This is a genomic window from Alterinioella sp., from assembly GCF_058343375.1.
Genome location: NZ_JBTUJH010000081.1, coordinates 1 through 17,414, shown reverse-complemented (window position 1 = coordinate 17,414; position 17,414 = coordinate 1). Strand labels below are relative to the sequence as shown.

Here is a 17,414-nt window from a genome sequence, read left to right as displayed (position 1 = left end):
CACGCCGCTGGACCTGTATGAGCGGCCCAACGGCGTATTCGTGGCGCAATTCATCGGCTCGCCACAGATGAACCTGCTCGATGGCGAGATCGTGGAAACCGGGGCGCAGACAAGGGTGAAAACCGATCGCGGCGGCGGCACATTTCTGTCTGATTACCCCTCGAACGCGGATGATATGGGCGCGCGGGTGCGGGTCGGCATCCGGCCCGAGGATATGACCACCACCGAGGCTGACGATTACGCTTTTGAAGGTATCGTCCATATCACCGAGGCTCTGGGCGAGGTCACATTGCTTTATTTCCAAAGCGATGCAGGTGATCCGGTCATTGGCAAACTGCCCGGTGTGCATTCAAAGCTGCGCCGTCAAACGCTGCGCATGTCAGCCCCGTCTGACAAGGTGCACCTGTTCCGCGACGGTATCTCGTTGCATTACCGCTGACAGGTTTGACCGCGCCGCCTGCGCCTGCTAATTGAACGCATGTTCAGTTAATTTAGGGGGGTGCCATGGATATCACCACAGCAAAGGTTATTGTCACCGGCGGGGCCAGCGGGTTGGGCGAAGCGACGGCGCGCCACCTTGCGGGCGCAGGTGCGGCCGTGACGCTGTTCGACCGGGACGCAGAGAAGGGCCAGGCGGTCGCGGCATCGCTGCCGAACGCCAGTTTCGCCGAGGTCGATGTGACGTCAGAGGACAGCGTGGCCGCAGGTATCGCGCTTGCGTCCAAAGCCATGGGCGGTGTCACCGCATTGGTCAATTGCGCCGGCATCGTGACCGGGGCCAGGACGGTGGGATCGAAGGGGCCGTTTCCGCTGGAGATGTTCCAGCGCACCATCGACATCAATCTGGTCGGGGCCTTCAATGTAACACGTCTGGCGGCCGCCGAGATGGCCGGGAACGCGCCCAATGATGACGGCGAACGCGGCGTGATCGTCAACACCGCCTCGATCGCGGCCTATGACGGGCAAAAGGGGCAGGCGGCCTATGCGTCGTCAAAAGCGGGGGTTGCCGGGCTGTCCTTGCCATTGGCGCGCGATCTGGCGGGGCTTGGCATTCGCACCATGGCGATTGCGCCGGGTCTATTTCTGACGCCGATGCTGGAATCCCTGGGCGAAGAGATGATGGCAACGCTGGCCGGGGATGTGGTGTTTCCCAAACGTCTGGGCGCGCCCGAGGAATTTGCCCGGCTGGTGCGCTTCATCATCGAAATGGCCTATCTCAATGGCGACACGATCCGGCTGGATGGGGGCTTGCGTCTGCCCTAAGCTGGGGCTTCGAATGCCGGAGGAGAGATGCGCGAAATTCTGACGATAACCCTGAATCCGGCAGTGGATCTGGACAGTTCGGTAGCGGTGGTGACGCCGGGTCCGAAACTGCGCTGTGCGGCCGCGGTGCTTGACCCCGGCGGCGGCGGCATCAACATATCCCGCGCGCTCGCGGAACTTGGCGGGACCAGCATGGCGCTGGTGGCAGTGGGCGGCGCGATGGGCAATGTTCTGACCGGGCTTCTGACCCGCGAAGCGGTCGCGGCCCGGTTCATCGAGGCCCCCGGTGAAACCCGGCAGAGCCTGTCTGTTACCGAAAGCAGCACCGGCGCGCAGTATCGTTTTGTCTTTCCCGGCCCGGTCTGGGACGTGGCCGATCTGGCCCGGGCCGAAGCCGAGATTGCGGCGGCGGTGCCAAGCGGCGGGCTGGTGATCCTGTCGGGCAGTCAGCCGCAGGGTTTTGCCGATGATTTTGCCGCGCGGCTGGTGGGCATCGCAGCCGAAAAAGGCGCAGGCGTTGCGCTGGACAGTTCAGGTGCCGCGCTGCGCGCCCTGGAGGCCGGACAGATCACCGGGCTTGAGCTGTTGCGGCTGGACCAGGGCGAGGCGGCGGAACTGGCCGGTCGGGCGCTGAGGGATGCCGCCGCCAGCGCCCGGTTTGCTGCTGATCTTGTGGCGCGCGGCGTGGCCGGCATCGTGGTTCTGGCGCGCGGGGCCGAAGGCTCGGTTCTGGCGACGGATCAGGGTCAATGGTTCTGCAATGCGGCGGATGTTCCGGTGCGCTCGAAAACCGGGGCCGGTGACAGTTTCGTGGCGGGCTTTGTCCTGGCTTTGGCGCGCGGGGCGGCACCGGACATGGCATTGCAACGCGGCGTGGCAGCGGCAAGTGCGGCGGTGATGACCGCGGCGACCAGGCTCTGCCGGCGTGAAGATGCCGAGGCGCTGATGGCCGAATGCAAAATCTCTGCGCTATAGGTTTGGCATGAAAAAACCGGCCTCAAACGGGCCGGTTCAGAACATTTGGGCAGGGCAGGGCGGTTCAGCCGCCCCAGCTGCGCACCGCACCGCAATCCATATGGGTAAAGTTCGAGCGGGAATACCGGCCGACACCGCCGGCATTGACCGCTTGGCCCGCGCGCGCGACCTGACTGACCGACCGGTTCGACAATCGCAGATCGGCGGCCTGGCCCTGCATGTGCAGCGAATTGCGCGCCACGCCCGAAGACCGCGCCCGCAGCATCGCATTGGTCGCGGGCGACCGGTAGCCCGACAGCAGCATATAAGGTTCGCTCGTATCCAGCAGATTATGGGTCGCGGCCAGGATATCGACCGTGCGCGGGTCGATATTGTGGGTCTCATCGACACGCCAGTCGCGCATGAAATACGTGATTTCTTCCATTGCCGGGCGGATATATTCACCTTCGATCCAGTAAACCATTTCCAGCGATTCGCCGGTCCGGGTGGCATACATTTTCAGTTTGCGAATATCACCGGCACCGCGCAGGAGGCCAGTTGCGTTGGCTGCAAAGGGTGCAGCAGTTAACGTCGTGGCCGCAAAGGCACCAAGAAGCCCCCGCCGCGTTATCGTCGGTTTCGTCATTTTAGATAGCCCCGTCCTTCTGCCCGTGCCGAAAACCACAAATACCGTTAAAATCGGCCTTTTTTGTGTCCATCCCCATGTGTGGGTTTGATGACACATTCGAGAGAATTTTTAAAGTCCCCAGGGGGGAGTGTCCGGCCGCAGGCACCCGCGTCGGCAGAAATCCGCCAAAAAGGCGTTCATTCCGGGGGGGTTGGCCGATTCTTCAACCTCAAATGCAGCATCTGTCCGTCGCATGATGCCAGCAATCTACACCTTGCGGCTTTCCGAAACGTAAAAGGGAAACCGGCAGTGAGTTTGCCACCGGAATGCCATACAATCTGCATAATTGATTGGCGCGGAGGTGATTCATGGCCGTTTTGAGAGCTCGACGATTTTTGCCCTTTGTCCTGACGGCACTGTTGGCATTTCCCATTTCAAGCCCGGCATCTGCCCAGGTCACCGCGTTCCGGCAAGCCATCGCCGAAGGGGCCGCGGCGCAATCTGACCTGGCCGCGTTCTATCGCGGGCGCGCATTCGCGCCGATCTGGACCCGGCCCGAGGATGCCGACCGGCGGGCTGCGCTTTTGACGGCGCTGGACGGTGCACCCGATCACGCCCTGCCTGCGTCGCGCTATGATGGCGACGCGCTGCGCGCGGCTTTCATGAATGCCGACACCCCCTATGACCGGGGCCGGGCCGAGATCATGGCCTCGACCATGTTCCTGGCCTATGCGCGTGACGTCCAGTCGGGCCTGTTGGAGCCGGGCGACATCATCCCGGTCATTGCGCGTGATTTGCCGCGCCGTGACCCCACTGACCTTCTGAACGCAGTGGTGGCGGGCGATCCACGTGCTTTCATGCGGTCGCTGCCACCTGCGCATCCCGAATATCTGAGCCTGCAACGCCAGATGCTGGCGATGGAGCGGGTGATCGGCGATGGCGGCTGGGGCCCGGCCGTCGGCGGTGGGCGAATGGAGCCTGGCGCACGCGGCGCGGGCGTGGTGGCGCTGCGGGATCGTCTGGAGCGCATGGGATATCTGGCGCGCTCTGCCACCGCCGAATATGACGACGCGATGGTGGCTGCGGTGCGGCTGTTCCAGAGCCGCCACGGATTGGAGGTTGACGGTGTCGCCGGTCCGGGCACGATTGCCGAGATCAACATTGCCCCCGAACAGCGCCTGCGCCAGATCATTCTGGGGATGGAGCGGCAGCGCTGGCTGAACTGGGAAAACCCCGATCGTGGCACCCGCCACGTGCTGGTCAATATCCCTGATTTCCACGCCTTCGTGATCGACAATGAGGAGATCAGCTTTTCCACCCGTGTCGTGGTGGGCGCGTCGCCCGAAGATCGCGCCACGCCGGAATTCTCCGATATGATGGAATATATGGTCATCAACCCGAGCTGGAATGTCCCGCGCTCGATTGCCGTCAATGAATACCTGCCCGCGATGCAGGCCAACCCGGCGGCAGCCAGCCAGTTGCAGCTGTTGCGCGGCGGCACGCCGGTCAGCCGGGCGGGAATTGACTTCACGCAATATACCCGCGCGAATTTTCCCTTTGACCTGCGCGAACCGCCCTCATCGGGCAATGCGCTTGGCCGGGTGAAATTCATCTTTCCCAACCGGCACAACATCTATTTGCATGACACGCCGTCGCGCAGCCTGTTCAACCGCGAGGCCCGCGCCTTCAGCCATGGCTGTGTGCGGGTGCAACGCCCGCTGGAACTGGCCTATCACCTGCTGGCACCCCAGGAGGCGGACCCGCAAAGCTATTTTGATGCCATCCTGGGCACTGGCCTTGAAACGCAGGTCGATCTGACCACGCAGATCCCGGTCCATATCGTGTATTGGACCGCGTTCGTATCCTCCGACGGGGCGTTGAATTTCCGCCGCGATGTCTATGATCGCGACGCGCGGCTGTGGAATGCGATGGCCGCAGCCGGGGTGGAACTCCGCGCGGTCTCAAGCTAAAGCTTTGCCCGGACGCGACCAGTATCAGGGCACAGATAATGGCATATACGATCCGGCAAATCGCCGAGGCTTTGGGGGCTGAGGCCGAAGGCGCGCTTGATCTTGAGATCGAGGGCCTGGCTGAACCTGCCTCGGCGGGTCCGCGCGATCTGGCTTTGGCCATGGCGGCCGAATATATGGCAGGGCTCGGCACCGGTCAGGCCCGCGCCGCCGTGCTTGCCCCCGGATCCGATTGGCAGGCTGCGGGGCTGGAGGCGGCGATTTTTGTCGGCCGGGCGCGCTATGCGATGGCCGGGCTGACGGCCGTGCTTGACCCCGGCCCTGACATTGCGCCGGGCATCCACGCCACCGCCGTTATTGATGAAACGGCGCAGATCGGCGCGGATGCTGCCATCGGCCCCTTTGTGGTGATCGGCCGCAAGGCCCGGATTGGCCCGAACGCGCGCATCGCCTCGCATGTCAGCATCTCCGAGGCGGCGCAGATCGGGGCCGATGCGCTGCTGATGCAGGGCGTGCGCATCGGGGCGCGGGTTATCATCGGCGACCGGGTCATCATCCATCCCGGCGCGGTCATTGGCGGCGACGGGCTGTCCTTTGTCACGCCCGGGAAATCCACCGTCGAACAGGTGCGCGAAACGATGGGCCAGGTCACGGCCGCGACCCAAAGCTGGACGCGGATTCACTCGCTCGGATCGGTGCGCATCGGCGATGACGTGGAAATAGGCTGCAATTCCACGATTGACCGCGGCACCATTCGCGACACTGTTGTCGGCAATGGCTGCAAAATCGACAATCTGGTGCATCTGGCCCATAACGTGGTGACCGGCGATCATTGCCTGTTTGCGGCGCAGGTGGGCATTGCCGGATCGACCACGCTTGGGGATCGGGTGGTTTGCGGCGGCCAGGTCGGCATTGCCGACAATCTGACTGTCGGCAGTGATGTGGTGGCCGGCGGCGGCTCGAAGATCTTGTCGAATGTGCCCGCGGGCCGCGCGGTTCTGGGCTATCCCGCGATCAAGATGGAGGCCCATGTGGAAAGCTACAAGGCGCTGCGGCGCCTGCCGCGACTTGCCGCCAAGGTTGCCGCGCTGCAAAAAGCCGTTTCAAAACCGGGATCGGATGACTAAATGCCACTGGATATTCATGGAAAGATCAAACGGCATGGCTGAAAGCGTCAGGGACAAGGTGATTGCGATCATCGCCGAACTGGCGGTGCTTGAGGTCGAGGATGTGCGACCGGGCGCCACATTGGACGATCTGGGCATCGACAGCCTTGGCGTGGTCGAAAGCATCTTTGCCATTGAAGAGGCGTTCGATATTCAGGTGCCCTTCAATGCCAATGAACCGGAAAAAAGCGCCTTCGACATCTCCAGTGTTGCCTCGATCATCACGGCGGTCGAAGGGCTGGTGGCAGATCAGGCATGACCCGCGTTGTCATCACCGGTCAGGGCACGATCAACGCGCTTGGCGCGGATGTGGCCACAACCAAGCAGGCCATGCGCGAGGGGCGTTGCGGCATTGGCGATCTGGAGATGCGTGACCTTGACCGGCTGGCGGTGCGGATCGGGGCCCAGATCAAGGATTATGACCCCGAGGCGCTGTTCAATCGTCAGCAGATTTCGCTCTATGACCGCTTTACCCAATTCACCCTGATCGCCGCGCGTGAGGCTATCGCGCAGGCGGGGCTGGAATTTCACGGCGATCTGGCGGCGCGTTCGGGCGTGGTGCTTGGCACTTCGGGCGGCGGCATGCAGACGCTCGATGAAAATTACCGCACGGTCTATGAGGATGGCAAGAACCGGGTGCATCCCTTTGTCGTGCCCAAGCTGATGAACAACGCCGCCGCCAGCCATGTCAGCATGGAGTTCAACCTCAAGGGCCCCAGCTTTACCGTGGCCACGGCCTGCGCGTCCTCCAATCATGCAATGGGGCAGGCGTTCAACCTGATCCGGTCGGGCATGTGCGGCGTCGTTGTCACCGGCGGCTCGGAGGCGATGCTGTGTTTTGGCGGCATGAAGGCCTGGGAAGGGCTGCGGGTGATGTCCAAGGATGGCTGCCGCCCGTTCAGCGCCACCCGTAACGGCATGGTGCAGGGCGAAGGCGCGGCCGTGTTCGTGTTCGAGGAACTTGAGCATGCCCGCGCGCGCGGTGCCGAAATTCTGGCCGAAGTGGTCGGCTTTGCCATGACCTCGGATGCCGCCGATATCGTCATGCCCTCGAAACAGGGCGCGGCGCGGGCCATTGCGGGGGCCTTGGCTGATGCCGGACTGAACCGCGAAGATGTCGGCTATATCAACGCCCATGGCACCGGGACGGCGGCCAATGACAAGGTGGAATGCGCCGCTGTTGCGGATGTGTTTGGCCACCACGCCGACAAGCTGATGATTTCATCGACCAAATCCATGCACGGACATCTTATCGGTGGCACCGGCGCGGTCGAGCTTTTGGCCTGTATCATGGCGCTGACCGACGGTGTCATTGCGCCGACGATCAATTACGAGGAACCGGACCCGGAATGCGCGCTGGATGTGGTGCCCAATGTGGCGCGGGATGCGCAGGTCGGCGCGGTCCTGTCCAACGCTTTTGCCTTTGGCGGGCTCAATGCGGTTCTGGCGCTGCGCAAGGCACCTTGAAGGAGGCCCTGACATGAGCGGCGAAACCGATCTCGGCTCACTTTTGCGCAGTCTGCGCGCCGATCTGGTTCCGGGCGTGTTTGTCTTTGTCACGCTGCCCGATGGGGCACTGCCGCCCGGCCTGACACCGCGCATGATCTTTCACGAGACAGAAGGCACCACCCTGATCGCGCCAAAGTCAGAGGCAGAGGCCGCCGGGCTGGCCTATGAATTTCCAAGCCGGATGATCACGTTGAATGTGCATTCCGCATTGGAGGCCGTGGGGTTCATCGCCGTTATCGCGACGGCGCTGGCGGCTGAGGGCATGGGCGTGAACCCGGTGGCCGGGTTCTACCATGACCATCTGTTCGTGCCCGATGGCCGCGAACAGGATGCGTTGCGCATTCTGTCGCAGATCGCGGCCCAAGCCAACACCGGGTCGAGCGCATGAAAATGGCCCGCATGCGGCAAGCCGGCGGGCCATTGATCGCGGGCCCAGGACCTGTGCCTATTCCGACGCCGGTTCGGCACCTTCCTGCGCCGCGATCAGCGCCTCGATTTGCTCGCGCGCCTCTGCGTTATAGGCCTCCAATGCCGCAAAGCCGGCGGTGAAGCCCGACAGCGACAGGCCAAGAACCACAACCTGATCGGGGGCCGGCAGGGGCACGATGGCGACCGTGGCCACATTGCCCCCCTCGAATGCGTGCAGGTCATCGGCGGTCAGACCAAGGCGGACAAAACAGCCGATTGCCTGGCAAAAGCTGAACGGGTAAACCCGCGGCTGGCTGTTATCGACGGCCATGCGCAATTGCCCTGTCAGCAGCGTATCAAGCGGCGTGACGATGGTGGCACCGGCGACCAGATCGCCTTCGTCCGGGACATCAAAAAGATTGAACTCAGCGACAGCGTTGCCGTCGATATCGAGTAACAGCTGATAAAGCTGGCAAGGGTCCGGCTGGCCCTCGGGGGCTGACACGCAGCGCAATTCCCAATCGGTGAATTCCTCGCGGATATAGGTGGAACCGACCTCGGGCGTGCCGGTCGACAAGCCAAGCTGTTCGGCGGCGGTCGCGGTTTCATCCGCTGTCTGAGCGGCCAGCGGCAGGACCAGGCCCGTTAGCAGAATGGCCGCGACAATTGTGAGCTTTTTCATATAGGTGCCTCGTCAACCTGAGCAAAGAAACGGGTTCATGTCTGCCCCTTGGCTAGCATGACCGCGCGGGGCTGTCAGGCGCAAAATGAAACGCTGCCCGGCGCAGGCGGCGTGAACCGGCTGGTTTTCGCCACAGGTGCCGGGGCAATTCCGGCGCCAACAAAAAGGGCCCGCAGACGGGGCCCTTTTCAGCGTTATTTTTCTCTCCCTGTCGGACTGGCCGACTTATGGGCAAAAGTTAGGCCAGCGATCGGCAACCGTCAACAGGGAAAAGGTCCGAACCGGTCAAATTCTTCAAAGCGGTTTGAAGTGTCGTATCGACCGCCGGAAAAAAACCGCGCCATGACGGCGCGGCCAGTTAACAGGGAGGAAGTTCATGCCCATAGGGTCAAACCCCAAGCGGCATATCACCAAGACTGGCACAATATGGTTAAGAATGTATTGTGACCGGCGCGGAAATGCGCGGGCAGGGCAAGGAATGAGGACAGGACATGATCGATCGGATCTATATCGGCGGCGGTGGTGCGGATTACGGCGAGGCGCAGCACATGCTTCTGAAATACGCCAATCGGCACGGCTTGATCGCGGGCGCAACCGGCACAGGCAAGACCGTGACCCTGCAAATCCTGGCAGAAAGTTTTGCTGCGCAAGGCGTGCCGGTATTCCTGTCGGACGTTAAGGGCGATCTTTCGGGGCTGGGGGCTGCGGGCAGCGCCGATTTCCACCTGCATGACGCGTTCATGTCGCGCGCCGCAACCATTGGATTTACCGATTTCGCCTATCGCGCCTTCCCGGTGACCTACTGGGATCTCTTTGGCCGCTCGGGGCATCCCGTGCGCACCACCATATCAGAGATGGGCCCGCTTTTGCTGTCGCGCCTGATGGAGCTTAGCGAAGCCCAGGAAGGCATCCTGAACATCGCCTTTCGCGTGGCCGACGAACAGGGGCTTGGGCTGCTCGATCTCAAGGATCTGCAGGCGCTTCTGGTCTGGGTCGGTCAGAACCGCAAGACCCTGTCCTTGCGCTATGGCAATGTCTCCACCGCCTCGATCGGGGCCATTCAGCGGCGGCTTCTGGTGCTCGAAGGGCAGGGCGGCGACCTGTTGTTCGGCGAACCGGCGCTGGAACTGTCCGACATCATGGCAACCGATGCCAGCGGGTTTGGCCGCATCAATATCCTGGCCGCAGACAAGCTGATGAACGCCCCCCGGCTCTATGCGACGTTCCTGCTCTGGCTGCTGTCGGAACTGTTCGAGACCCTGCCCGAGATCGGCGATCCCGAGAAACCCAAACTGGTCTTTTTCTTCGATGAGGCGCATCTGCTGTTCGATGACGCCCCCAAGGCGCTGATCGACAAGGTGGAACAGGTGGCGCGGCTCATTCGTTCCAAAGGGGTCGGCGTCTATTTCGTCACGCAAAACCCCGCCGATGTGCCCGAGGATGTGTTGGGCCAGCTTGGCAACCGGGTGCAGCACGCCCTGCGCGCCTTTACTGCAAAAGACCGCCGTGAATTGCGCCAGGCGTCGGAAAATTACCGCGAGAATCCCGATTTCAACACCGAAGACGCCATCCGCGAGGTTGGTGTGGGGGAGGCCGTGACCTCGATGCTGGAACGCAAGGGCATTCCCGGTGTGGTGCAGCGCACCCTGATCCGCCCACCATCATCGCGCCTTGGCCCGATTGATGACGCAACCCGTGCGGCGGTCATCGCGGCCTCGCCCTTCAACGGCAAATACGAGACCGCGGTGGATCGCGACAGCGCCTTTGAAATGTTGCAAAGACGCGCCGACGCCGCGGCCCGCGAGGCAGAAAAAGCCGAGGAAGCGCAAGCGGCCGAGGAAAGCCCGGCTCAGCGCGAATATCAGACCGGGCGGCGATTTACCGGCAATCGTGTCGGCCGATCCAGCACGCGCAGCACCGCCAACAGCACCACGCGCAGCCGGTCCGATTCGATCGGCACGGCATTTGCCAAAAGCTTTGCCCGTCAACTCGGCACCCAATCGGGCCGCGCCGTGGTGCGCGGCATTCTGGGCGGGCTGTTTCGAGGGCGCTGATTCATACAGGCTTCTTTGCGCCTCAAATATCCCGGGGGGTCTGGGGGGCTGGCCCCCCAGTCTGTCGGCGCGGCGCAGCCGCGTCGAAACAGCGCTTGTGCCGCCCGAAACCATCCTGCCCCGCCGGGCATAGGCACTGAATTGACGCGCATCACGCGTTTCCACTTTCCAGCCCTGAGGCGCTGCCTTCTTGCACGTCTCGGAAAATCCGTATCACTTGACGCTGCCTGAAATCAAAGATTTCAACGCGGTTCAAGCGATGCATCCTGTCTCAGCTATTGCGAGACGTGCTATAACGCGGCGTTTCGGCTTTTCTCACTCCGCGCATGCCCCTATCTATGCGGAGCAGGTGACGCCCGGCTCCGGAAAAAGGCAGGCCCGATGGATTATCAGACCCTTACCTATGATACAGCCGATGGCGTGGCCGTCGTGATGCTGAACCGCCCCGATGTGATGAATGCGATGAATGTGCAGATGCGGGCCGAATTGCTGCATGCCCTGCGCCGGGCCGGCAATGACGCGCGCGCGGTGGTGCTGACGGGCGCGGGCCGGGCCTTTTGCGCCGGTCAGGATCTGGGCGATACCGGCAACCTCAACACGATCAACCTCGAACGGCTGTTGCGCGATGAATATGCGCCGCTGCTGCATGCCATCGCCGATTGCCCGGTGCCGGTGATCGCGGCGGTCAATGGCGTTGCTGCCGGGGCGGGGGCCAATCTGGCCCTGGCCGCCGATGTCGTGATCGCCGCCGACAGCGCCAGTTTCATGCAGGCGTTTTCCAGGATCGGCCTGATCCCCGATGCTGGCGGAACCTATGTTCTGCCACGCAAACTGGGTCTGGCCAAGGCGATGGGGCTGGCTCTGTTCGCCGACAGGCTTTCGGCGCGTGACGCATCCGATATGGGTCTGATCTGGGAGGCGGTCGATGATGCCAGCTTTGAAGCCACCTGGCGGGAACGGGCTGCGTATCTGGCCAGCGGGCCGACCCAGGCCTTTACCCGGATCAAGCAGGCACTGCGGGCAAGCCTTGGCAATGATCTGGGCGAACAGCTGATGCTGGAGGCGCGCCTGCAGGGCGAATGTGGCCGCACCCGTGATTTCAAGGAAGGCGTGCTGGCCTTTCTGGACAAGCGGCCGGCGAAGTTTGAGGGCCGTTGATCAGACCTGTTTCAACCGTGCCCGCCGACCGCCACGTCGTTTGCTGATCAGCCCCTTGCGATCGGATAATTCGGCCATGATCCGGGCCCGGTCATCCGGCGACATCCTGCTCCAGGCTCCGATTTCATCAATCGTGCGCAGGCAGCCGGTGCAGATCCGCGCCTGCGGGTGGACAACGCAGATCCTGATGCAGGGGCTTTCGATCTCGTCACGTGTCCAGAGCTGATCGGTCATGTTGCGGCACCTTTCAGATGGCCAAGCCGGTCCAATACGCCTTGCAGAATATACCCCGCCGCGACGTGATCTATGACCTCTGCGCGACGTTTTCGTGTCGTATCCGCCTCCAGCAGTGCCCGTTCTGCGGCGACGGTGGACAGGCGTTCATCCCAAAACGCAATCGGCAGGTCGATCAGACGCTCCAGATTGCGGGCAAAGGCGCGGGTTGACTGGGCCCGCGGGCCTTCCGAGCCGTCCATGTTGAAGGGCAGGCCAAGCACCACCCCGCCAATCGAACGATGCGCGATGATTTTTTGCAAAGCGGCGGCATCACGGGTGAATTTCACCCGGCGCACCGTTTCCAGCGGCGTCGCCACGGCCAGAAACGGATCAGAGACCGCAACCCCGATGGTCCTGGTGCCCAGATCCAGCCCCATCAGCGCGCGTGCAGGCGGCAGGGCGGCATTCAGCGCCGCAATATTTTCGCAGATCATTCGCTTGCCTCCAGCGCTGCGCCCGCAGCCTCGATCATCGCCAGCGCCGCGTCCGAGCCTGCAAACACGACCAGCGCCCGGTCATGGACCGACCGCGCCGCGCTGACCTGATCCAGGGCCAGAAACCCCGAAATCAACTGCACCCAATCTTCGGGCGGACCGCCGAGATTGGCCACCCGTTCGGCCAGGCCGGCCACCATGGTCTCCAGCATCTCATCGCGGTTCTCGGGATCCTGCGTCAAAGCCGCCTCGATCTCGCGCGCCGATGGGCCCGGCAATTCGTATTCAGGCGGTTGCACCAGATCCTCGACCGAGATCGGATCGCCGGCAAGCGCCGCCACATCCTCGATCTGCGCCCGGATCGGAGCGACCCAGAGATCACCCGGTTCGCTGACAGCCAGCAGATCACGCCAGATCGTATAGCCCAGATCGGGGCGCCCCTGTTGGGCGAACATCAACCCCATGTAATATTGCGCGGCCCCATTTCCGGGTGCCCGGCGCAACACCTCCCGCAACAGCGCTTCGGTCTCGGGTGAGACATACCCGCCCGCAGCCATGAACTGGATCTCGGCAAGGTCCATATAGTGACCGGCATTGGCCGCAGCGCCCAACAGCTCGATCAGGCGCGTTTGTGCGATGCGCGCGGCCGCGTAATTGCCAAGCCGCGCCTCCTCAAAGGCCAAAAGGCCAAGCTCTTCCTGTGCATCGGGGTTGTTTTCCAATACCGCACGCAATTGCGCCACCATCGCGGCGCGGCGCGGGTTGCTGTCTTCGCGCGTGACGGATGGGTTTTCGGCTTCGGCCGCAACCTGGCTCGGGCGCTCGGCGCGGGCGGCTTCGATCAGGGCGATGCGCGCCTCCATGGACAGGTCGGGATAGTCCGGCGCGCCAAACACGCGGTATAGCCCAAAGGAACCCGCAACCGCCAGCGCGAGTGTCGCCAGCACCAGCGCGCGCCAGCCCTGCGGACGCAGCAGGCTCAGCCCAACGATCACCGCGACCAGCACCGATATCAGCCCCGCAACCACCCAGAAACCCATGCGCCCTCCGCCCGTTCGACATGGTCTGTTTTCTACCGCGCGGGGCGGCCAATCGAAACCCCCTTTGGGCCCCGGCCGATTGCGCCTGCCCCGCGACATTGCAGGTGTCGTTTTTTCCGACCGAAATGCCGCCCGGGGATGCACGCCAGGCGCATTGATTGAGCATGTAGCATCAGCCCATCCGTGAACGAGGTCACCCCATGCGCCGCTACTCTGCCTTTGCCATCGCCCGAGAGGCCGCCCGCTACCACCAGGGTTGGGAACGGGCCTGGGCCGCGCCGGAACCCAAAGCCGCTTATGACGTGATCATCGTGGGCGCAGGCGGCCACGGCTTGGCGACCGCGTTCTATCTGGGCAGGAATTTCGGCATCACCAATGTGGCGGTGATCGAAAAAGGCTGGCTCGGCGGCGGCAATACCGGGCGCAACACCACCATCATCCGCTCGAATTATCTGCAAGATCCATCCACCGCGATCTATGAAAAAGCGCGCTCGCTTTATGAAACCATGAGCCAGGATCTGAACTACAACGTCATGTTCTCCCCGCGCGGCGTGCTGATGCTGGCGCAGACGCAACACGAGATCCGCGGCTATGAACGCACCGCGCATGCCAATGCCCTGCAAGGGGTGAAGACCGAATTCGTCAGCCCCGCCCGCGTCAAGGAGATCGTGCCGATCATCAATATCGACGGGCCACGCTATCCTGTGCTGGGGGCGCTCTGGCAGTCGCGCGGCGGCACCGCGCGCCATGATGCCGTGGCCTGGGGCTATGCGCGGGCCTGCTCGGATATGGGCATGGACATCCTGCAGAAATGCGAAGTGACCGGCATCCGCAGCCAGGCCGGGGCTGTTACCGGGGTCGAAACCAGCAAAGGCGTGATCGGCTGCCGGAAACTGGGCATCGTCGTGGCCGGCCATTCCAGCGTGCTGGCGGAAATGGCGGGCTTCCGCCTGCCGATGGAAAGCGTGGCCTTGCAGGCGCTGGTGTCCGAGCCGATCAAGCCCTGCATGGATTGCGTCGTGATGGCCAATACCGTGCATGGCTATATGAGCCAGTCCGACAAGGGCGAGATGGTCATCGGCGGCGGCACGGATGGCTACAACAACTATACACAAAGGGGCAGTTTCCACCATATCGAGGAAACCGTGCGCGCGCTGGTCGAAACCTTTCCGATGATATCCCGCCTGAAAATGCTGCGCCAATGGGGCGGCATTGTCGATATCACCGGCGACCGTTCCCCGATCATCTCGAAAACGCCGGTCGAGGGCATGTTCATCAATGCCGGATGGGGCACTGGCGGCTTCAAGGCGATCCCCGGCTCGGGCTGGGGCTTTGCCGAACTGATGGCGCGCGGCTATTCTCCGCTGACGGCAGAGTTCGGCCTGAACCGGTTCCGCGAAGGCCGCTTCATCGACGAAAGCGTGGCAGCGGGGGTGGCACATTGACCATGGAAACCCGCTGCCGCCTTCTTTGCGCCGAAAATATCCTCGGGGGGTCCGGGGGGCAGACAGCCCCCCGGCGGGTCCCGTCAGGGAAACCCCACCATGGCATTTGATTTCACATCGGCCGCCCCTCCGGGCCGCTCTTGCGCAACCATGCCAACGCAGTTGCACGCCTTTCGGGCCCCACCCGTTTGTCATCTCTAGATCGGAGACCCTCATGCTGATCCTTGAATGCCCCAATTGCGGCGTGATGGCCGATGAGACCGAGCTTGCCCCGGGCGGCGAGGCGCATCTGAAACGCTTCGGCCCCGGCAGCTCGGATGAAGAATTCGAAGGCTATCTCTTTCACCGCGCCAACCCCAGGGGGGTGCATTTCGAACGCTGGCGCCACGCCAATGGCTGCGGCAAGTGGTTCCACGCCGCGCGCTGCACCGCTACGTTGGAGGTTTTCGCAACCTATAGCGCGCAAACCGCCGACATCCCCGCATCCGTGATCGCCGCCGTGAAAGCGAAACGCCCAAACTGGAGCCCCGAGCAATGAGCACCCGTCTTGCCACTGGCGGTCGCCTGATCGACCGCAGCAGCACCAGGGCCTTTACCTTCAACGGCAAGCGCCTCACGGGCCATGCCGGCGACACGCTGGCCTCTGCGCTTCTGGCCAATGGTCAGATGCTGATGGGGCGGTCCTTCAAATATCACCGCCCGCGTGGTGTCGTCGCCTCAGGGGCCGAGGAACCCAACGCCCTGATGGGGATTGGCAAGGCGGGCAGGTTTGAACCCAACCAGCGCGCCACCACCACGGATCTGTTCGATGGGCTGGAGGCGGTCAGCCAGAACCACTGGCCCAGCCTCGATTTCGACATTGGCGCGGTCAATGCCATGGTGCCACGCCTTCTGCCTGCGGGGTTCTATTACAAGACCTTCATGTTCCCGCGCCCGTTCTGGAAACATGTATTCGAGCCGATCATTCGCAAATCCGCCGGTCTGGGCAAAGCCCCCAAAGACCGCGACGCCGATCGCTATGAGCATTTCCACGCCTTTGTCGATGTGCTGGTGGCGGGCGGCGGCATCGCCGGGCTTCGGGCCGCGCTTCGGGCCGGGCAGGCTGGGCTGCGGGTATTGCTGGTCGAACAGACCGCCCATTGGGGTGGCCGCGCTCCGGTCGACGGCACCAGGATCGACGGAAAATCCGCTGATGATTGGATCAATGACACATTGCAAGCCCTTGAAAGCATGGATAATGTCTGTATCAGATCGCGCAGCATGGCCTCGGGAATCTATGATCACGGATATGCTCTGATCTATGAGCGGCTGACCGATCATGCGCCCGAATCCGGCGCCCCCCGGCATCGCCTGTGGCGGGTGCGTGCGGGCCAGATCATCACCGCGACCGGGGCCATCGAGCGGCCATTATCCTTCGCGGGCAACGATATTCCCGGCGTCATGCTGGCCTCGGCCATCCGCGATTACGTGGTCAACTGGGCCGTCAGCCCCGGTGATCGCACCGTCATCGTGACCAATAATGATGACGCCTATCGCACCGCGCTGGCGCTGCTTGATGCGGGCCTTTCGGTGCCTGCCATCGTGGATGCGCGCCAAGAGGTGACCGGCGATCTGGCCGAGGCCGCCCGCGCCAAGGGCATCCGGGTGCTGACCGGCACCGGCATCGCCGGGGTCAAGGGCAGGAAATGCGTCACCGGCGTGGTGCTCTGCGCGCAGGCCGGCGAAGGGGCCGCGACCGATGAGATCGCCTGCGACGCGGTGGCCATGTCGGGCGGCTGGTCGCCGGTGGTGCATCTGTGGTCGCATTGCGGTGGCAAGCTGATCTGGGATACTGATCAGGCCCATTTCCGCCCCGACCCGGAGCGCGCCCCGACCGGTCATGACGGCAAGCCCTTTGTGGTGACGGCGGGCTCGGCTTCGGGCGCGCTCAGCGCCACCGATGTGCTGGCCGATGCCGAAGGCGCGGCCGGCACCGCCGCGGTGGCGCTTGGTAAGCCGCTGCCTTCTGGCGACGTTCCAACTGCCAATGACAGCCCTGAAGCGCCGATGCTGCCGGTCTGGATGATGCCGCAGGGCGCGGGCCCCGACAAGCGCATCAAGATGTGGCTGGATTATCAGAATGACGTGAAAGTGTCGGATGTGATGCTGGCCGCGCAGGAAGGCTATGAAAGCGTCGAACATACCAAACGCTACACCACATTGGGCATGGCGACAGATCAGGGTAAACTGAGTAACATCAATGGTCTTGCGACGCTTGCTAAGGCGATGAACGCAGAGATTCCGGCGGTTGGCACCACCACATTCCGCCCGCCCTATACGCCGATTTCCATGGGTGCGATTGCGGGTGAGGCACGCGGGCCCGTGTTCCAGCCCATTCGGCGCACGCCGATCCATGACTATCATGAGGCGCAGGGGGCCTATATGGAA

The 17,414-nt window shown here is 63.1% G+C and carries 18 protein-coding genes; 13 read left to right on the top strand and 5 right to left on the bottom strand.

Annotated elements, in window-relative coordinates; genetic code table 11:
- The 3 genes from ACW8PS_RS11700 to ACW8PS_RS11690 all read left to right on the top strand — a co-directional run.
- Positions 1-439, top strand: a 439-nt coding sequence (locus ACW8PS_RS11700; protein WP_491527599.1) for a TOBE domain-containing protein, incomplete at its 5' end; no start/stop codon positions are given.
- 65 nt (positions 440-504) lie between these two features.
- Positions 505-1,263: an SDR family NAD(P)-dependent oxidoreductase gene (locus tag ACW8PS_RS11695; protein WP_491527597.1), complete on the top strand. Its 759-nt coding sequence runs from the start codon at positions 505-507 to the stop codon at positions 1,261-1,263.
- A 27-nt stretch (positions 1,264-1,290) separates the two neighbouring features.
- Complete coding sequence (locus ACW8PS_RS11690; protein WP_491527595.1) at positions 1,291-2,238, top strand: 1-phosphofructokinase family hexose kinase; 948 nt, start codon at positions 1,291-1,293, stop codon at positions 2,236-2,238.
- Between the two features lie 64 nt (positions 2,239-2,302).
- Here ACW8PS_RS11690 and mepK read toward each other — a convergent pair whose 3' ends face one another.
- Positions 2,303-2,863: a peptidoglycan L,D-endopeptidase MepK gene (gene mepK / locus ACW8PS_RS11685; protein WP_491527593.1), complete on the bottom strand. Its 561-nt coding sequence runs from the start codon at positions 2,861-2,863 to the stop codon at positions 2,303-2,305.
- Between the two features lie 350 nt (positions 2,864-3,213).
- Between mepK and ACW8PS_RS11680 the strand changes: the two genes are divergently transcribed.
- The 5 genes from ACW8PS_RS11680 to ACW8PS_RS11660 are packed head-to-tail and all read left to right on the top strand — an operon-like array spanning position 3,214 to position 7,878.
- Positions 3,214-4,815: a L,D-transpeptidase family protein gene (locus ACW8PS_RS11680; RefSeq protein WP_491527591.1), complete on the top strand. Its 1,602-nt coding sequence runs from the start codon at positions 3,214-3,216 to the stop codon at positions 4,813-4,815.
- A 38-nt stretch (positions 4,816-4,853) separates the two neighbouring features.
- A complete protein-coding gene (gene lpxD / locus ACW8PS_RS11675; RefSeq protein WP_491527590.1) occupies positions 4,854-5,942 on the top strand; it encodes a UDP-3-O-(3-hydroxymyristoyl)glucosamine N-acyltransferase in 1,089 nt (362 codons plus the stop codon).
- Between the two features lie 34 nt (positions 5,943-5,976).
- Positions 5,977-6,240, top strand: coding sequence for an acyl carrier protein (locus ACW8PS_RS11670; RefSeq protein WP_491527588.1), 264 nt, complete (start codon positions 5,977-5,979; stop codon positions 6,238-6,240).
- Positions 6,237-7,448 (top strand): beta-ketoacyl-[acyl-carrier-protein] synthase family protein, encoded by a 1,212-nt coding sequence (locus ACW8PS_RS11665; RefSeq protein WP_491527587.1) that lies wholly within the window; start codon positions 6,237-6,239, stop codon positions 7,446-7,448. The genes ACW8PS_RS11670 and ACW8PS_RS11665 overlap by 4 nt, the downstream gene beginning before the upstream one ends.
- 13 nt (positions 7,449-7,461) lie before the next feature.
- Positions 7,462-7,878 (top strand): ACT domain-containing protein, encoded by a 417-nt coding sequence (locus ACW8PS_RS11660; protein ID WP_491527586.1) that lies wholly within the window; start codon positions 7,462-7,464, stop codon positions 7,876-7,878.
- Positions 7,879-7,935: 57 nt separating this feature from the next.
- Here the strand turns inward: ACW8PS_RS11660 and ACW8PS_RS11655 are convergent, their stop codons facing one another.
- Positions 7,936-8,580, bottom strand: coding sequence for an invasion associated locus B family protein (locus ACW8PS_RS11655; RefSeq protein WP_491527585.1), 645 nt, complete (start codon positions 8,578-8,580; stop codon positions 7,936-7,938).
- Between the two features lie 491 nt (positions 8,581-9,071).
- On the opposite strand from ACW8PS_RS11655, the gene ACW8PS_RS11650 reads away from it, so the two are divergent.
- Positions 9,072-10,634 carry a helicase HerA-like domain-containing protein gene (locus tag ACW8PS_RS11650; RefSeq protein ID WP_491527584.1) on the top strand — a complete coding sequence of 521 codons (1,563 nt, stop codon included), beginning with the start codon at positions 9,072-9,074 and terminating at the stop codon, positions 10,632-10,634.
- Between the two features lie 381 nt (positions 10,635-11,015).
- Entirely contained in the window at positions 11,016-11,792 is a 777-nt protein-coding gene (locus ACW8PS_RS11645) for an enoyl-CoA hydratase-related protein (RefSeq protein ID WP_491527583.1), read from the top strand.
- Here ACW8PS_RS11645 and ACW8PS_RS11640 read toward each other — a convergent pair whose 3' ends face one another.
- Genes ACW8PS_RS11640 through ACW8PS_RS11630 form a run of 3 tightly spaced genes read right to left on the bottom strand, consistent with a single transcriptional unit; the run spans position 11,793 to position 13,542 of the window.
- Positions 11,793-12,026 (bottom strand): DUF1289 domain-containing protein, encoded by a 234-nt coding sequence (locus ACW8PS_RS11640; protein WP_491527582.1) that lies wholly within the window; start codon positions 12,024-12,026, stop codon positions 11,793-11,795.
- Complete coding sequence (gene ruvX, locus ACW8PS_RS11635; protein ID WP_491527581.1) at positions 12,023-12,502, bottom strand: Holliday junction resolvase RuvX; 480 nt, start codon at positions 12,500-12,502, stop codon at positions 12,023-12,025. Before ruvX ends, ACW8PS_RS11640 begins: the two co-directional genes overlap by 4 nt.
- Entirely contained in the window at positions 12,499-13,542 is a 1,044-nt protein-coding gene (locus tag ACW8PS_RS11630) for a tetratricopeptide repeat protein (protein ID WP_491527580.1), read from the bottom strand. The genes ruvX and ACW8PS_RS11630 overlap by 4 nt, the downstream gene beginning before the upstream one ends.
- A gap of 200 nt (positions 13,543-13,742) precedes the next feature.
- Here ACW8PS_RS11630 and ACW8PS_RS11625 point away from each other — a divergent pair, with 200 nt between their 5' ends.
- The 3 genes from ACW8PS_RS11625 to ACW8PS_RS11615 form a co-directional block, all read left to right on the top strand.
- The gene (locus ACW8PS_RS11625; protein ID WP_491527579.1) at positions 13,743-14,987 is read left to right on the top strand and encodes a sarcosine oxidase subunit beta family protein; all 1,245 of its coding nucleotides are present in this window, start codon (positions 13,743-13,745) and stop codon (positions 14,985-14,987) included.
- 214 nt (positions 14,988-15,201) lie between these two features.
- Positions 15,202-15,525, top strand: coding sequence for a sarcosine oxidase subunit delta (locus ACW8PS_RS11620; protein ID WP_491527578.1), 324 nt, complete (start codon positions 15,202-15,204; stop codon positions 15,523-15,525).
- Positions 15,522-17,414: 2Fe-2S iron-sulfur cluster-binding protein (locus ACW8PS_RS11615; protein WP_491527577.1), on the top strand; the 1,893-nt coding region annotated here is incomplete at its 3' end. The genes ACW8PS_RS11620 and ACW8PS_RS11615, both read left to right, overlap by 4 nt.

Excerpts from the sequence above, each read along its gene's own strand:
- ACW8PS_RS11670 (WP_491527588.1), top strand. The coding sequence starts at position 5,977 with ATGGCTGAAAGCGTCAGGGACAAGGTGATTGCGATCATCGCCGAACTG.
- ruvX (WP_491527581.1), bottom strand. The coding sequence starts at position 12,502 with ATGATCTGCGAAAATATTGCGGCGCTGAATGCCGCCCTGCCGCCTGCA.
- ACW8PS_RS11695 (WP_491527597.1), top strand. The coding sequence starts at position 505 with ATGGATATCACCACAGCAAAGGTTATTGTCACCGGCGGGGCCAGCGGG.
- ACW8PS_RS11680 (WP_491527591.1), top strand. The coding sequence starts at position 3,214 with ATGGCCGTTTTGAGAGCTCGACGATTTTTGCCCTTTGTCCTGACGGCA.
- ACW8PS_RS11660 (WP_491527586.1), top strand. The coding sequence starts at position 7,462 with ATGAGCGGCGAAACCGATCTCGGCTCACTTTTGCGCAGTCTGCGCGCC.
- ACW8PS_RS11625 (WP_491527579.1), top strand. The coding sequence starts at position 13,743 with ATGCGCCGCTACTCTGCCTTTGCCATCGCCCGAGAGGCCGCCCGCTAC.
- ACW8PS_RS11645 (WP_491527583.1), top strand. The coding sequence starts at position 11,016 with ATGGATTATCAGACCCTTACCTATGATACAGCCGATGGCGTGGCCGTC.
- ACW8PS_RS11640 (WP_491527582.1), bottom strand. The coding sequence starts at position 12,026 with ATGACCGATCAGCTCTGGACACGTGACGAGATCGAAAGCCCCTGCATC.
- mepK (WP_491527593.1), bottom strand. The coding sequence starts at position 2,863 with ATGACGAAACCGACGATAACGCGGCGGGGGCTTCTTGGTGCCTTTGCG.
- ACW8PS_RS11690 (WP_491527595.1), top strand. The coding sequence starts at position 1,291 with ATGCGCGAAATTCTGACGATAACCCTGAATCCGGCAGTGGATCTGGAC.
- ACW8PS_RS11650 (WP_491527584.1), top strand. The coding sequence starts at position 9,072 with ATGATCGATCGGATCTATATCGGCGGCGGTGGTGCGGATTACGGCGAG.
- ACW8PS_RS11655 (WP_491527585.1), bottom strand. The coding sequence starts at position 8,580 with ATGAAAAAGCTCACAATTGTCGCGGCCATTCTGCTAACGGGCCTGGTC.
- ACW8PS_RS11665 (WP_491527587.1), top strand. The coding sequence starts at position 6,237 with ATGACCCGCGTTGTCATCACCGGTCAGGGCACGATCAACGCGCTTGGC.
- ACW8PS_RS11620 (WP_491527578.1), top strand. The coding sequence starts at position 15,202 with ATGCTGATCCTTGAATGCCCCAATTGCGGCGTGATGGCCGATGAGACC.
- ACW8PS_RS11630 (WP_491527580.1), bottom strand. The coding sequence starts at position 13,542 with ATGGGTTTCTGGGTGGTTGCGGGGCTGATATCGGTGCTGGTCGCGGTG.
- lpxD (WP_491527590.1), top strand. The coding sequence starts at position 4,854 with ATGGCATATACGATCCGGCAAATCGCCGAGGCTTTGGGGGCTGAGGCC.